This is a genomic window from Candidatus Paceibacterota bacterium, from assembly GCA_035530615.1.
Taxonomy (GTDB): domain Bacteria; phylum Actinomycetota; class Actinomycetes; order Nanopelagicales; family Nanopelagicaceae; genus QYPT01.
This window is the reverse complement of the sequence record DATKUL010000002.1, coordinates 314,355-329,792: the sequence shown is the minus strand read 5'-3', so window position 1 is coordinate 329,792 and position 15,438 is coordinate 314,355. Positions and strand designations below refer to the sequence as shown.

The 15,438-nt window shown below is 50.7% G+C and carries 16 protein-coding genes; 8 read left to right on the top strand and 8 right to left on the bottom strand.

All coding sequences use genetic code 11. From position 1 onward, the window contains the following. Window positions 1–83: 83 nt before the first annotated feature. Genes VMW30_04645 through VMW30_04635 form a run of 3 tightly spaced genes read right to left on the bottom strand, consistent with a single transcriptional unit; the run spans window position 84 to window position 3,157 of the window. A complete protein-coding gene (locus VMW30_04645) occupies window positions 84–1,538 on the bottom strand; it encodes an aldehyde dehydrogenase family protein (GenBank protein ID HUW87649.1) in 1,455 nt (484 codons plus the stop codon). Window positions 1,539–1,583: 45 nt separating this feature from the next. Continuing rightward, a complete protein-coding gene (locus VMW30_04640) occupies window positions 1,584–2,414 on the bottom strand; it encodes an NAD(P)-dependent oxidoreductase (GenBank protein HUW87648.1) in 831 nt (276 codons plus the stop codon). Then, entirely contained in the window at window positions 2,411–3,157 is a 747-nt protein-coding gene (locus VMW30_04635; protein ID HUW87647.1) for an enoyl-CoA hydratase-related protein, read from the bottom strand. The genes VMW30_04640 and VMW30_04635 overlap by 4 nt, the downstream gene beginning before the upstream one ends. A gap of 79 nt (window positions 3,158–3,236) precedes the next feature. Here VMW30_04635 and VMW30_04630 point away from each other — a divergent pair, with 79 nt between their 5' ends. Both VMW30_04630 and VMW30_04625 read left to right on the top strand, forming a co-directional pair. Further along, on the top strand, window positions 3,237–3,557 hold the full coding sequence (locus VMW30_04630) for a chemotaxis protein CheY (protein ID HUW87646.1): 321 nt from the start codon (window positions 3,237–3,239) through the stop codon (window positions 3,555–3,557). A 216-nt stretch (window positions 3,558–3,773) separates the two neighbouring features. After that, complete coding sequence (locus tag VMW30_04625) at window positions 3,774–4,355, top strand: hypothetical protein (protein HUW87645.1); 582 nt, start codon at window positions 3,774–3,776, stop codon at window positions 4,353–4,355. A gap of 76 nt (window positions 4,356–4,431) precedes the next feature. On the opposite strand, the gene VMW30_04620 is transcribed toward VMW30_04625, so the two are convergent. Continuing rightward, window positions 4,432–5,529, bottom strand: coding sequence for an inositol-3-phosphate synthase (locus VMW30_04620; GenBank protein ID HUW87644.1), 1,098 nt, complete (start codon window positions 5,527–5,529; stop codon window positions 4,432–4,434). Window position 5,530: 1 nt separating this feature from the next. Then, window positions 5,531–6,067, bottom strand: a complete 537-nt coding sequence (locus VMW30_04615; GenBank protein ID HUW87643.1) for a PadR family transcriptional regulator — start codon at window positions 6,065–6,067, stop codon at window positions 5,531–5,533. Window positions 6,068–6,299: 232 nt separating this feature from the next. On the opposite strand from VMW30_04615, the gene VMW30_04610 reads away from it, so the two are divergent. The 4 genes from VMW30_04610 to VMW30_04595 all read left to right on the top strand — a co-directional run bounded on the left by VMW30_04610 (window position 6,300) and on the right by VMW30_04595 (window position 10,423). Next, window positions 6,300–7,565, top strand: a complete 1,266-nt coding sequence (locus tag VMW30_04610; protein ID HUW87642.1) for a solute carrier family 23 protein — start codon at window positions 6,300–6,302, stop codon at window positions 7,563–7,565. Window positions 7,566–7,822: 257 nt separating this feature from the next. Further along, on the top strand, window positions 7,823–8,473 hold the full coding sequence (locus VMW30_04605; GenBank protein ID HUW87641.1) for a LysE family translocator: 651 nt from the start codon (window positions 7,823–7,825) through the stop codon (window positions 8,471–8,473). Window positions 8,474–8,477: 4 nt separating this feature from the next. Then, entirely contained in the window at window positions 8,478–9,695 is a 1,218-nt protein-coding gene (locus tag VMW30_04600) for an MFS transporter (GenBank protein ID HUW87640.1), read from the top strand. Between the two features lie 47 nt (window positions 9,696–9,742). After that, window positions 9,743–10,423, top strand: a complete 681-nt coding sequence (locus tag VMW30_04595) for a PD-(D/E)XK nuclease family protein (protein HUW87639.1) — start codon at window positions 9,743–9,745, stop codon at window positions 10,421–10,423. On the opposite strand, the gene VMW30_04590 is transcribed toward VMW30_04595, so the two are convergent. Further along, window positions 10,420–11,103: a lysophospholipid acyltransferase family protein gene (locus tag VMW30_04590; GenBank protein HUW87638.1), complete on the bottom strand. Its 684-nt coding sequence runs from the start codon at window positions 11,101–11,103 to the stop codon at window positions 10,420–10,422. The genes VMW30_04595 and VMW30_04590 overlap by 4 nt on opposite strands. A gap of 118 nt (window positions 11,104–11,221) precedes the next feature. Between VMW30_04590 and VMW30_04585 the strand changes: the two genes are divergently transcribed. Beyond that, window positions 11,222–12,199, top strand: a complete 978-nt coding sequence (locus tag VMW30_04585; GenBank protein HUW87637.1) for a hypothetical protein — start codon at window positions 11,222–11,224, stop codon at window positions 12,197–12,199. Window positions 12,200–12,202: 3 nt separating this feature from the next. Here VMW30_04585 and VMW30_04580 read toward each other — a convergent pair whose 3' ends face one another. Both VMW30_04580 and VMW30_04575 read right to left on the bottom strand, forming a co-directional pair. After that, the gene (locus VMW30_04580; GenBank protein HUW87636.1) at window positions 12,203–13,150 is read right to left on the bottom strand and encodes an ROK family glucokinase; all 948 of its coding nucleotides are present in this window, start codon (window positions 13,148–13,150) and stop codon (window positions 12,203–12,205) included. Beyond that, entirely contained in the window at window positions 13,151–13,588 is a 438-nt protein-coding gene (locus VMW30_04575; protein ID HUW87635.1) for an SRPBCC family protein, read from the bottom strand. It lies immediately after the preceding gene. A 55-nt stretch (window positions 13,589–13,643) separates the two neighbouring features. On the opposite strand from VMW30_04575, the gene VMW30_04570 reads away from it, so the two are divergent. Further along, window positions 13,644–15,431 (top strand): long-chain fatty acid--CoA ligase, encoded by a 1,788-nt coding sequence (locus VMW30_04570; GenBank protein ID HUW87634.1) that lies wholly within the window; start codon window positions 13,644–13,646, stop codon window positions 15,429–15,431. Window positions 15,432–15,438 lie beyond the last annotated feature (7 nt).

Sequence of the window (15,438 nt, the reverse complement as noted above, 5' to 3'; positions counted from 1 at the left end):
GAACGTTCGCCGTAGCAGAACGCAAGCAACCCGCACCATGAATGCGTCAGCGTTCAGTTCGTGGAGACTTTCTCTCTCAATTCTTAGAGGCCGAGATTGCTCGCCAACTCATCCGGCAAGCCTTGGAAAGTCACTGGACGCAGAAAGCGTGAGATGGCATTTATGCCAACTGAAGTGTGAAGTGGAGAGGTAGATGCTGGATACGGTCCACCGTGATGTTGTCCACTCGTAACCGCAACGCCAGTTGGCCAGGCATTAAACGCAACTCGCCCGCACATGGAAGCAAGTACCGATGCAATTTCAACATTTGATGCATCATCACTCGAACTAAATAAACATCCAACGAGGGCGCCTTCGAGTTTGGAGAGTATCTCCTTAACTTCTCCAATAGAGGAATAAGTGACGATAATCCCGGTCGGACCGAAACATTCGATATGTAGTTTCTTTGAATTCACCCTCGCCTGTGAAGCAGGAAGAACGAATACTTCCGCTCTGGAATAGAAGCCTGAACTCTGCGCATTCTTTCCAAAGTAATCAGTAGAACCCAGTGATTCAGCCAATTTTTCACGATTAGCATCATGCAAATTCTTTGTCGCCTCGCTAAGGAAAGGTTGCGCTTCTCGGTGGCTCAATTGAGATTGAAGTTCGGCGAGGAAATGTTCGTCTTCCGGAACAAAAAGGAGACTTGGATTTGTGCAGAATTGCCCATTTCCGAGAAGCAGAGAATCTAAGTACCCTCCTACGAAAATTGACCGATCGGAAATTCCCGCGGCTGTGGCAACGACCGGATTGACGCTTCCTAATTCGCCATAGAAGGGAATCGGCATGTTACGTGCTTGAGCCATGTCAAATAGGGCCCGTCCACCGGCTCGAGAGCCAGTGAAGGCACCGGCGTTGATACGTGGGTCAGCTATAACCGCCTTCCCGAACTCAAAACCATGACCAAGACCTATCAGATTTACTGGCGCTCCTGCAGCGATCAGCGACTTAGCGGCAATATCGAAGGTAAGTTGAGAAGTCTGCGGATGCGAAGGATGCGCTTTAATTACAACTGAGCATCCTGCTGCAAGCGCAGATGCCGTGTCTCCCCCCAGGACGCTAAACGCAAAGGGAAAATTACTTGCACCAAAGATTGCAACCGGACCAATTGCACGCATAGTACGCAAAAATTTTGGATGACCTTGTGGCAAGGGCGCCTCAACGGCGGCATCTAGCGTGGGTCCAACAAATTCATTGGCGGCCAACGCATTTGCAAAGGTACGAATCTGAAAGGTTGTTCTGGCAACTTCCCCAGTAAGGCGACCAACTCCCAAACCTGTTTCAAGGTCAGCAATAGCAACCAGCGCATCAAGATTGGAATCAATACTTTCGGCAAGGTGGTTTAGCACTCGAGCACGTTCTTTCGGTGCAGTCTGACTCCAGACGCTAAAACTTGCAACTGCGCCATCAATAATCGAATCAATTTCGCGCGAACTCGTTGCCTCAAAAGTAGGGCCGAACTCTTCACCAGTTCGTGGATTTACCGATCGGATCGACATATTTTCCTCTTTGTAATTTACCCTGGAAATCCAGGAGACATAATCCTAATCTATGAAGAAGTCGGTGAGAAACTCCTTTGTTCCTGAAACCACGGAGTACTTATCCAAATCTGAGACCCCAGCGGATGCTAGGACCTCATCATCGATAAAGAAGTTGCCCGTGCAATCTTCAGATGCACGACTAAAGATCTCGTATGCCGCATCAGCCACAATCTCAGGCTTCCGACAAGCGCCTGTCTCAACCCCTGGGATCATTGCCAGAGCAGCGGTGTCAATCGCCGTCCGCGGCCAGAGAGCATTCACGGCGATACCATCCCGCCGAAATTCTTCCGCCATCCCAAGAACGCACATGCTCATCCCATATTTAGCCATTGTGTAGGCAAGATTGTTCTTAAACCATTTTGGTTTCATGGACAACGGGGGCGACAGGTTGAGAATGTGGGGATTTCGTCCGTCTTTTCCAGAATCACGTAGGAAGGGAACTGCTGCCTGCGAAGTCAAGAACGTGCCACGGACATTCACATCAAACATCAGATCAAACCGTTTCGCAGAGGTATCTTCAGTCCGAGTCAAATTTATCGCGCTGGCGTTATTGACGAGAATATCGATCCCGCCAAAAGTTTCATGAGTCAAATTTATCGCACTGGCAATTTGGCTTTCATCACGAATGTCGCATTGAATTGCGAGAGCCTCTCCTCCGGCTGCTCGAATTTCCTCCGCCGCAGAATAGATAGTTCCAGGCAACTTTGGGTTCACCTCTGTCGTTTTCGCCGCAATGGCAATTCGTGCCCCATCTTGTGCAGCCCGGAGTGCAATCGCTAGGCCAATACCTCTTGATCCCCCAGTTATGAATATTCTTTTTCCAGCAAGGCTCATTTGTTCTCTCTCCTGATCGTGAATTCCATGAATGCTTGTGCAGCCTCTTCGGATTGAAGGGCGAGGGTAAAGAGTTGGGCTTCTACTCCCATCACCATTGTCACGGCATCATGATCCCGACTCTTCAACAGCGCCTTCGTGTTGATGACGGCGTTTGGAGGTTGTTTGGCAATCCGTGCCGCAAGAGCATGTCCCTCCGCAGATGCGTTTTCAGAGACCATGGAGACAAGTCCCATTTCCAATGCCTCCCTTGCTGAAAAACTATCGCCAGTAAGAAAGATTCGAGATGCTCTCTGGTATCCAACTAACTGAGGGAAGAGGTAACTCGAACCCGCCTCTGGAACTAAACCCAGGGAAACGAAGGGCATCGAGAAAGTAGCGGTTGGATCTGCAACAACCGCGTCGCAATGCAAAAGCATGGTTGTCCCTATTCCGATGGCGCGTCCCTGCACAATCGCGATAATTGGCTTGGGAAAATTATGGAGCTCTAGAAGAAAATTGAAACCATCACTATCCCCCACCACGATCTCATCGGACATGAAGTCATTTATGTCGTTGCCGGCAGTGAAATTTGCCCCCTCGCCTTGGATGACCAGGCATCGGATTCCAAAATCTTCCACTGCCTCCTTGAGGTGCTTACGCAGAAGAACATACATGCCGGTGGTGATTGCATTCATTTTCGCGGGTCGGTTGAGAGTGAGAGTGAGCACACCGCCAGCCTGATTTCTTAGAATCTCATCCATTTGGCAATCTTATGGTGGTAATAGTCAATATTTTGTAGGAGAATCCTTCTCGAGTCTTCGGAGAGGCGGGTAACATCCAATGACAGCCGACATCACGCTCTCATCGAGAGATTTGACGCCTTTCGAGCGGTTGGTGATGGATCTTCTTTGCGAAGGGAAATCCAACGCCGCGATCGCGCATGAAACTTCGCACACGGAAAAAGTAGTTGAAAATACAGTCAGCCGCACCGCAAAAACTTTTGGGATCAAAGCTGACGGAGATACCAACTTGCGTGTCCTTCTTGCCTTGGCATACCGGACTCATTACGGTGACAAAGCTTTTGAACAATTAGGGATTGCGTGCCAGCACCTAGAGATCGGACCTGACGGGCAGATGATGTGCTCGCGACATATCGATTAATCTTGATTACTGCTTTTGGGTTGGCACCTCTGATTTTAAAATTCAATCGATGGCGTTATTTGTGACGTGCGTAACTCAACGTGATTCATCTAACTCATTAACATTTATCACATTTCGGCGAGGGCTAACACTCTGCACCTTCTATTCAGCGCACACTTTCTGAGTATTATTTTACATGTTCCAAACAAATGTGAACACATAAGAGGAGAGAAAATAATGAAACGTCAAACTTTTGACAAGATCGTCACGATGGTTGGAGTCGGTCTTGCGGTATTTCTATTCGTCGCAGCTGGACTCCTCAACTGGGGATACTCATTCGCCGACAGCCAAGTAAAGGGACAACTTCAGTCTCAATCTATTATTATGCCTTCGTCAACACAGAATCCCGACGAGGCTGCAGACGTAACCGCATTCTTCACGGAAAATGGCGACAAGCCAATGGCTACCGGCAAGCAAGCTCAGATGTACGCGGATCACTACTTGGGCTTCCACTTGTCAAATTTGGGAACCTACGCTGCGGTGTCTACTGCAAACCGCACGGCACAAGGCGCACTTTCAGCAGATCCAACCAATGCTGACCTCAAAGCAAAGGCAGATTCTGCAGCTGAATTAGTTGACACAGTATTCAAGGGCACAATGCTTCGTGGAACGCTGCTGACAGCATATGCATTCTGGGAGTTGGGGCAGATTGCAAAGATTGCTGCAATGGTAACTCTTGTAGGAGGTTTCCTCCTACTCGTTCTCTCAATCGCAGGGTGGGTACACCTTCGTCGCACTCCCGCAGAGGCGACGATCTAGCCCTCTACTCTCCGTGAGGGTGAAGAGAAACACCCCCCGAATTAATTCGGGGGGTGTTTTTTAATGCGGATTTATTTTACCTTTCAACAGTCCCGGAAATAAATTCTTCGGTACGGACCTGCGCCTGGTCATCTGTGTACTGAATGGGCGGGGTTTTCATGAAATAACTTGCGGGCGAGAGCAATGGCCCACCGATGCCTCGATCAAGTCCAAGTTTTGCGCAACGGAGAGCATCGATGATGACACCCGCCGAGTTAGGGGAATCCCAGACTTCTAGCTTGTATTCCAAGTTAAGTGGCACATCTCCGAAGGCGCGACCCTCTAGTCGCACATAAGCCCACTTACGATCATCCAGCCACGGAATGTAGTCGGATGGACCGATGTGCACATTCCGCGCTCCCAAATCGTGTTCCAATTGCGATGTGACGGAGTTCGTCTTTGAGATCTTCTTGGATTCAAGACGATCTCGTTCTAACATGTTTTTGAAGTCCATGTTCCCGCCAACATTGAGTTGGTAGGTACGATCCAAGTGGACGCCACGATCTTGAAACAATTTAGCCATAATTCGGTGTGTGATCGTTGCACCTACCTGGCTCTTAATGTCATCACCAATGATGGGAAGACCGGCCTTGGTGAATTTATCTGCCCACACTGGATCCGAAGCAATAAAGACAGGTAGAGCGTTCACGAATGCACACCCGGCATCAATTGCACACTGAGCGTAGAATTTCGCGGCCTCCTCTGAACCGACAGGCAGGTAGCAAATGAGTACGTCAACAGCTGCATCCTTAAGTGTGGTAACCATGTCTACTGGCGCAGCATCAGACTCCGTGATTGTCTCGCGGTAGTACCGACCTAAACCATCTAGTGTCACACCACGCTGGACGATCACTCCGGTCTTCTCAACCTCAGCGAATTTAATGGTGTTGTTCTCACTTGCCCACATTGCGTCAGCAAGGTCTAGTCCAACCTTCTTCGCATCAACATCAAAGGCGGCAACAAACTTCACATTATTAATGTGATAACCACCGATGACCGCATGCATAAGTCCAGGAATTTCTTGGTCTAAGGGAGCGTCCTTGTAATAGACGACTCCCTGAATCAGTGAGTTGGCACAGTTTCCTACGCCGATGATTGCAACACGGATGTCGCCTTTACCTGTTGAGATGGTCACGCTACTTCCTTTCGGTTTTTATCATGTCTTCCAACCAAGCGATTTCTCGTTCGGCGGATTCCAAAGAATGACGTCGCCACTCTTCTAAGTACTTATCCAGACCAATGGGTGATTTCTCAAGTTCGTTGCGAAGGATCTCTGCGCGTTCTTTTAAACGTCTATGACGTCCCTCAAGTATGCGGACCCGATTGGCCCCCGATGTGGGGCTAAAGAAGGCAAAGCGAACCTCGAAACCTTCGTCTTCCCAGGTATCAGGACTGACAGTGTCCGTCAGTTGCGAAAAACGATCCTTACCTTTTGCCGATAGGCGGTACACAATCCGAGAGCGACGCGAGAGTCCCCCATCCTCTGTGAAACTCTCTTCGATGAGCCCGGCGTCGAGCATGCGACGCAACTGCGGATAAAGAACAGAGAAGGAAAGGGCGCGAAAAGGACCAAAAATAGCGGTCATGCGCTTGCGCAATTCGTAACCATGGAGCTCGTTCTGTGAGAGGAGACCAAGGAGTGCAAACTCCAGAGACTCAGATCTCGATCGCACGCACTCCCCTACTTCCATATAGTTACTTTATATTCAAAAGATATATCGACTCGATATATAACGCGTACATTCAATCGGATATATCGCAGGGATGCAAGTCTGACTCGGGTCGGCGGCGTGGCGCGGGCTTTACGCTCAATCTAGCGAGAAGTGCACCTTACCCTTGGACCGTCTTCCCCGACCCATCTCTCCTCAGGCGCGATCTGCGCCACCACCGCGGAAGGAAGCACAGATGTCCCTACTCTCTTGGAAACTGCATGGATCTGGCAAAACGATTGGCGCTGGCGAAGTCGTATCCACCGACGAACGTTTAAGTTGGCCAAGGACCACCGGCGTTGGACTGCAACACATCGCTGCAATGTTTGGAGCCACATTTCTTGTACCGATAATTACCGGATTGCCCCCTACGACCACCCTTTTCTTCTCTGGAATCGGAACATTGCTCTTCCTCGTTATTACGAAAAATAGAGTCCCTAGTTACTTAGGCTCTTCCTTTGCGTTCCTCGCTCCCATCGCAGCGGCAGTCTCCAAGGGTGGGATGTCTGATGCACTTGGAGGCGTAGTCGTCACTGGAATCATTTTGGCAATGATTGGTCTTATCGTCAGAGCCGCTGGCATTGGCTGGATCAACTGGATGTTGCCACCAATCGTGACCGGCACCATCGTTATGGTCATCGGTCTGAATCTGGCAGGAGCCGCGAAAGGCAACTTCACCAAAGGACCAGCAATTGGCATTATTACTCTCGCCGCCATCGGCCTAGTTTCTGCATTCTCGCGCGGGTTCCTCAATCGAATTAGCATCTTCGTCGGATTGGTCCTTGGCTATGTCATTGCCTTCTTAATGGGCGACGTCAACACCGACGGTATTAAGGCTGCTAAATGGGTTGCCGCCCCACATTTCACAAGTCCGACTTTCAATATCAGTGCGGTAATCCTCTTCTTGCCTGTTGTCCTGGTTCTCATCGCGGAGAACGTCGGCCACGTTAAGGCAGTGGCAGCAATGACTGGAAAGAATCTTGACGACCAGATGGGCATGGCTCTTTTCGCTGACGGCGTTGCAACAACGCTAGCTGGTGCAGGTGGTGGTTCTGGTACAACAACTTACGCAGAAAACATAGGAGTCATGGCCGCCACTCGCGTCTACTCAACTGCGGCTTACTGGATCGCTGGCATGGGAGCCATCGTGCTCTCCCTTTCACCAAAATTCGGTGCCGTCTTGAGTGCAACCCCTGTCGGCGCGCTCGGTGGAGTCGGCGTGGCACTCTTCGGAATGATCGGGGTTCTCGGTGCAAGGATCTGGATCGAGGGAAAAGTTAACTTTGCAGATTCAACCAATCTCATCATCGCTGCATCCGCCTTGATTATCGGAATTTCTGATATGTCGTGGTCCCGTGGCAACTACACCTTCAACGGCATCATCAATGCAACTCTCGTTGCCGTCGTTGGATACCGTGTTCTCAATTCAATCGCAAAATCACGCGGCACATCAGCGGAGTAATCACGCGCCTGAGGGTTCCATAGCGTGTGGCTCAAGAACGGCGATTAAAAGAAAGAGTGCGCTCGACAAGTCATAGAGTTGAGACCGGCGATTAAAAGAAAGAGCACAATCGCCTCGTCTCAACTCTATGACTTGTCTTCTGTTTCTTATGCTGGCTGCTCAAGCTGTCGGCCGATCATAAGAAAGGCGATTGTGCTCTTTCTTTTAATCGCCGTTTATGATCGGCCAGAAGCGCACGTCTTCGATAGTATGCGGACATGATCGTGCCGACGCGAATTTGGGAATACCTTTTGGCGTCCATACTTATCATTATTGCTCCCGGCCCCAGCGTCCTCTTTGTTATTGCCAGAGCCATTGCCTGGGGGCGCAAGACAGCGGTACTCACCGTAATGGGCAATGCTGCTGGGGCATACGTTCTTTCAATATTTGTCGCGTTAGGACTTGGCCCAGTTCTACAGCGTTCGAATCTCGCGTACTCAATCATCCAATGGGGTGGCGGGGCTTACCTGGTTTATCTGGGCGTGGATGCAATTCGGCACCGCAAAATACATGCCACCGACATGACACAGAAGACCGGCATGCAGCCAGCGCCTTTTGCGTCTATGCGTGATGGATTCTGGGTAGGAGTACTCAACCCCAAGGCATTGGTCTTCTTTGCCGCCGTCTTGCCACAGTTCATCGATCGCGAACGCGGCCACATCACCGCCCAATTACTCCTCCTGGGAGCACTCTTTGCGACTCTAGCATTGATATCAGATGGATCATGGGGATTGCTTGCTGGAACCGCAAGACAGTGGTTAGCAACGGATGCCAGCCGCCTCATTAAGCTGCGCAGCGCTGGTGGTGTCGTCATGATTGCACTTGGTACATTGGTCATTATTTCCGCTATTCGTCACTCAGTGTTGTAACCAAATGATTCATACCGTCTTGGAAAAGCATGTCGTTAGAGTCTTGACATTTGCTCAAATTTTGAATGGTATAGGAGTTGCCGGAACTGTTGCCGCGGGTTCCTTGTTAGTTTCCTCAATTACACATTCAGATTCACTCGCCGGACTTGCGCAGACAAGTGCCGTACTCGGCGCGGCTGCGATGGCTCTTCCACTTTCAAGGTTGACTGAGCGGGGTGGTCGAAGATTAGCCCTCTCAATCGGGTATGTAATCGGAGTTATAGGTGCTTCGCTGGCGATAGTTGGTGGAACCTCCCGCGTGATGCCAATTCTTCTCCTAGGAACCTTCTTGCTCGGTGCAGCGTCCGCAGCAGGTTACCAAGCCCGATTCGCAGCAGTGGATCTCGCTTCAGCGGATACTCGCTCGCGCTCACTCTCCATCGTCGTATGGGGGTCCACGGTCGGCGCAGTTTCGGGTCCAAATCTCATGGAGCCTGTCGGCAGGCTCGCGCACGCACTTGGCTTGCCGAAACTAGTTGGTCCCTATCTTCTCGCAGTGGTAACTCTCGCTCTATCTGCACTGATTATTTTCTATTTTCTCCGTCCAGATCCATACCTAACGTCGCGGCATATCGCAAGTGCGCGTGTCGAATCTGACACTCGAGTTTCGACACGCTCCACATTGAAGAGGATTAGGAAAAATTCCCCGGCGCTTTTCGCTGTGGTCTCAATTGCGGTGGGGCATCTATCAATGGTCACCATCATGGTGATGACTCCGATCCACATGGCACATGTTGATGTGACTCTCTCAGTGATAGGTATGGTCATCAGTACACACATTGCGGGCATGTATGTTCTCTCTCCAATCGTTGGTTACCTCAGCGATAAAATTGGCAGAAAACGAGTGATTCAAATTGGATTGGCTACCTTGCTACTCGCCGCAATGATTGCGGGCAACTCTGCGGGAAATAGTACGATTGCACTTGGAATCGGACTATTTCTTCTCGGAGTGGGTTGGTCATGCACGCTTATCGCAGGCTCGGCGCTTCTGTCTGAATCTGTCGGAGATGAGGAACGCGCAGCTTCTCAAGGCGCATCGGATTTCATAATGAATCTAACCGGGGCATTCGGCGGAGTAATGGCTGGCATCATCATCGCCCTTCTGAGCTACGGATGGCTCTGCGCCCTGGCCTCACTGCCGGTTCTCCTCTTGGCCGCGTGGTCATATCGACTCGGCAAATAGAGGATGTCTGTCAGGGTAATTGGGCACAATTGGGCACAATTAGCGACATGAGAAAACCCACCATTCCTGCCCGCGAGAACATTTCCCCTTCGGATCTTACCTTTGGTCTCTCAACCTGTAAGCGTTGTCTCTGGATCAAGTACTGGCACAAGGTGACTATGCCAGGATCCTTTCCATTGGTCGGGACTTTCTCATCGCTCCAAGAGAGAGCATTTCGCGGAGTGGCTATGACCGATATTGACGCATCGCTGCGACCAGGAAGAATCACCAAATTGGCTGAGTGGGTCAAAAGTAAGCCATTACTTGTCAACGGCGAAGAGTCTCGTTGGAGAATTCTTGGAAAGTACGACCTTGTTGCTGAAAACGAAGATGGCACGGTAGCCCTTATTGATTGCAAGGTTTCCGACAGTGCACGGGATTCTGGCGAGTTCTACTCTCCCCAACTAGAGGCATACGCATATGCCATGGAAAGACCCGCGGCCGGAAAGGGTGAATCGGTTGCAACAATGGGACTATTGGTTTGGAATCCCAATAAAGTGATTGGTGCCGATTCGCAATCGTATGCGTTCGGAGTGTCTCAAAAGTATGTGCCAGTTCCCCGTGATCAGCAGAAATTCGAATCAGTCATCACGGATTTTATAAACGTACTTGAGGGGCCGCTTCCCGATTCAGGACCGACTTGCACGACTTGCAACTACCTTGTCGAACGGCTCGCCCTAGAGGACTAATCCTCTTCTTTGATCTCCGCCTTCCGACGGGTGGCATATATATCAACATACTCTTGGCCCGATAATTCTTGAATTTTCCGCATGAGGTCATCTGTGAGGTCGCGGAGCAACCTAAGATCTGATGGATCTCCCGTGTAAAAGATAGGTTCTCCAAAGATCATCTTTACCCGCATGATTTTCGGAATGACTTTGCCAGTAGGTTGAATCTTCTCGGTATCAAACATCGCCACTGGAATAATTGGTGCACCAGATTCAAGAGCGAGTCGGACTATGCCAGTACGTCCCTTGTAGAGACGTCCGTCGGGAGATCGTGTCCCTTCTGGATAGATCCCAAGACACTTGCCTTGAGAAAGGAGTTCGAGTCCCGTAATGAGAGCGGCTTCGCTCCTTCTTCCGCCCGAACGATCGACGGGCACCTGACCTAATGCGATAAAGGTCAATTTTTTGAGCAGCCCCTTGGGACCAGGCGATGTGAAGTATTCGCTCTTTGCCAAGAAAGTGACTTTGCGTGGAACGACGAGGGGCATGAAAATCGAATCGCTAAAGGAAAGATGATTCGAAGCCATTATCACTGGTCCGTTTACAGGAACATTACGAAGTCCGGTGACTTTGGGCCGGAACAAGAGCATGAGAAAAGGCGTAAGAAAAGCCCGCAAGAGCCCATAAGGCAGATTGACCACCTGGCCCCCTTTCAAACCACGTCAGTACCAAATCCACCGGCACTCATTACTTGGGGTGAATCCCCAGGGCACTAATTTAGTGGGTCTGAGCCCCCTATGACACTATGGGAAAGTGACAATGAACCCACCAGAAGCGGATATGGAGTTCGTTGGTCGCCAAGTGGGGGTTCTCATCCTGGATGGGACCCCTCAATCCAGAGTAATTGCAATTGCGTTGGCAAATTCCCTGCAGGATTCAGGGCTCAATGTGGTACTGCCAATGCTGAACGAAAGCCCGCACGAGTGGAATGAATTGAATTATAAACTCTGGAAAGAATGGCTAGAGATCTCAAATAAAGCATTTTTAGAGTTGAAAGAGAAATGCGGGACCGTTTTTATTGCGGGCTTGGATGCCGCTAGTACCATCGCACTCAGACTCGCTCAAATCCACGGAGACGGAATCGACGGAATCATTCTCGTCGAGCCATCACTTCCTGATAACCATCTACGCCTACGTAAAATTTGGAAAATGGTGGACCAGGGTCTACCTCTCATAGACCAGCCAATTATCATGATGTATTCGACTCGAGCCGAACTTGATTACTCAGAAAATGCAATAACAATTTCGAATAATATTTCCTCTCCATTCATTCGAGAGGTTGTACTTGAAAATTCCGCAAATGACTTCCCAATGATTGTTGAAGAATCCTCACTATTCATTAACGAAGTAAAAAATGGTTTTTGGCTAACCAATATTGCAACCGATGATGACTCTGATCTCATTGATGCAGAATTTGCTTCAATCGTTGCTGGTCTCTCTCTAGATGAATCAACTCCCTCTAACTTTCTCGACGATCTCGATCGGCGGATCCCGGTTGAAGACGAAGAACATTTTGAAAATCCAGATCCAGTTCTTGAACCGATTAGAGATCCGGCAAGAAGAAACGCAATCATCGCGATGATTCTTGGGCCCATCTACGCCTTTGCGACGGCCCTAACTGGGTTCAACCCATTTGGGATTGAACCCTGGCCTGGAATCCTCGTTTTCATTGGCGGATTGCTCTATTTCTTTTATAGTCTTCAAGACAATTCCGATGATGACGGGGCGAAACTCTAGGTACTAGAGCCTCGCTAAATCTGCAACGCCAACTAAGCCAGCTTCATTACCCAATTGTGCGGCGATGATGCGAGGTAAGGGATGCCTACCTGCAAAAGGCATGTACCTCTCCACTGCCACACGCGTAGGCTCCAAGAGAATTTCGCCAGCATCAATCACGCCACCGCCGATAATGACACATGCGGGATCGAGTGCTACAGATAACGACGCGATGCCAGCGCCTAACCATTGCGCCGTTGTATTGAACGCCGCGAGCGCCACCGCATCGCCAACCCGCGCGGCATCGGTGATGTGCTTTCCGGTCAAACCCGCCACCGTTCCATCGCCAAGGGAGAGCAAGTTACGTGCCACATCCGGAGACGCATTAATCGCTTCGCGCGCGTGTCGGAGAAGTGCATTCCCCGATGCATACTGTTCGAAGCACCCTCGCGCCCCGCACCCGCAGAGGTGACCTTCCGGGACTACTCGAACGTGACCAAATTCCGCAGCAATTCCAAAAGCACCTCGAAAAAGTTCTCCATTGACAACGAGGCCGCCGCCGATTCCCGTGCCGACTGTGAGCATCATGATGTGATCTTCATTAACTCCCGCACCGAATCGCGCCTCGCCCCACGCCGCAGCATTTGCATCATTTTCTATGACAAGAGGCAACCCAATAAGCGAACCCAATTGCGCATCAAGGTCGACACCGTTCCAACCCGCGATATTTGGTGTGGCCAACATGGTCTTTCGATCAGATGAGATCAAACCTGCGGCCGAGATCCCCACACACTTAACCTCTGTGAACTTTTGCAGAAGTTCTAGGGCTACATCGGCGATTGCCCGGGTGAGTTCTGCGCCACCTTGCCGCGGGGTATCCCTTCGAGCATGAGCCAGAACATTTCCGGACTCGTCAACAACCCCACCCAGAACCTTGGTTCCGCCGACGTCGACGCCTATCGAGTAAGACAATTATTTCTCAGCAAATGCTTTTAGTTGAGACAAGGCCATGTCGATTGTTGCCTTCTCTGCCTTATGTCGCATCATCGCAGGAACGGGCATAGAGAGTTCGACATGCAACTCATACGTCACTTGAGTGGAGTCCTCATCCTGCGCCTTCAGAATGTATGCCCCGTCCATGGCGGTCAAGAGATCTGCATCCGAGAGCATGAAACTCACCTTGTTCGGTGCTCCACTCCAGTCGTAATCTAGGGTGACTCGGTCTTTGAGCATTCCAGCATCTATTTTGAGCAGAGCCGAACTCACTCGTCCAGTCTCATCTCTACCCAAGACTTCCACGGACTTAATTGCAGAGGTCCAGGATGGGTAGTTGGCAATGTCGAATAGGAGTTCTTGCACGCGTGCCAACGGAGCGTCGATCAAGATATTTCCGCTTGTTATGTCAGCCATGTCCTTAGGCTACCCCCTCTCCCTTTCCGCTCCGACTCACGCTAGCGTAGGCGCCATGAATGAAGTGACCATACCTGCCCTTGTTCCTGCAGCTACCGCTGGAAACCTCACCAACCTCGTCGCCGAGCGAGCTTGGTTCGAACCGGAACGGATCATGCTCTCTCGTCCACTCGGACAGGGGTGGCAGAGCGTCACGGCCCGAGAGTTTGAATCTGAAGTGAGAGCCACCGCAAAAGGCTTAGTCGCCAGTGGCATACAAATCGGTGATCGAGTCGCAATCATGGCGCGCACTCGTTATGAGTGGACGATTCTGGACTTTGCCATCTGGTTTGCTGGCGGATGCGTGGTGCCTATTTTTGAAACCTCCTCCGCCGAACAGATCCAATGGATTCTAAGTGATTCTGGTTGCGTAGCGATCGTGGTCGAGACCCCGACCCACCGAGAGTTGGTCGAATCCGTCCTCCCCACACATACAAAAAATGTATGGACCATTACCGATGACGTACTTCACGTTCTTGGTGAGGCAGGAGTGAGCATTTCCGACGACGAGATAGACCGTCGTCGGAATGCGCTCGTCCCCGACACTCTCGCAACTCTTATCTACACCTCTGGTACAACTGGTCGGCCAAAGGGCGTCCAACTCACACATTCGAATTTTTTATCAGAGTGCGGCAATGTCGTACAAGCCGCCCCCGATCTCTTCCTCAATCCCAACGGTTCGACGTTGCTCTTTCTTCCGGTCGCACATGTTTTTGGAAGAATGGTCGAGATCGGCGCCGTCAGTGCAGGCTTGCACATGGCACACTGTGGAGATCCCGCCACTCGATTGGCAATTGACCTCGGCACTTTCAAGCCAACATTCATTCTGGCAGTGCCACGAATCTTCGAAAAAATTTACAACGGTTCAGAGGCCCACGCTGAAGCCGGCGGTAAGGGTGCGATCTTCCGGAAAGCAGCGGGAGTATCCATCGCCTACAGCAGGGCGATGGATACCGGAAAGATTCCACTTCCCCTCCTGCTAAAACATAAACTCTTCGACAAACTCGTCTTTTCAAAAATAAGAGCAGGAATGGGCGGAAGAGTCGAGGCAGCAATATCCGGCGGCGCCCCGCTTGGCGAACGGCTTGGTCACTTCTATCGCGGTGCTGGCATTCGCATTCTCGAAGGTTACGGATTAACCGAGACAACTGCTGGTGCGACACTTAACCTCACAGCGCATCATCGAGTTGGATCGGTCGGACGACCAGTCCCCGGAACTTCAATACGCATTGATGAGGACGGCGAAGTTCTGCTTAAGGGCCCTATCGTGATGCGAGGTTATTGGCAGAATGAGGAAGCAAATAAGGAAGTATTTACTGAGGACGGATGGTTTAAGTCTGGCGACCTCGGACGACTAGACGATGAGGGCTTCTTGTTCATCGTTGGCCGAAAGAAGGAAATAATTGTTACATCCGGCGGGAAAAACGTAGCCCCCGCCGTACTAGAAGACCGCCTCCGTGCCCATCCGTTGGTAAGCCAGTGCGTAGTTGTTGGTGATAACAAGCCGTATATCGCAGCCCTCGTCACGCTTGATCTTGACGCACTCAAGCCATGGGTAGCGATTCATAAGAAGGAATGGACAACCGTTACAGAATTGGCGAAAGATCCAGATCTGATCGCAGTCATACAAACTGCCGTGGACGAGGCAAACAAGGCGGTAAGCCGGGCAGAGTCCATCCGCAAGTTTACGATTCTGCCAACGGATTTCACCATTGCCGGGGGTCAACTCACAGCGAAACTCTCTATCAAGCGACATGTCATTGCAAAAGAGTTTGCCGCCGAAATTGAAGCTCTCTACGCATAAAACCATT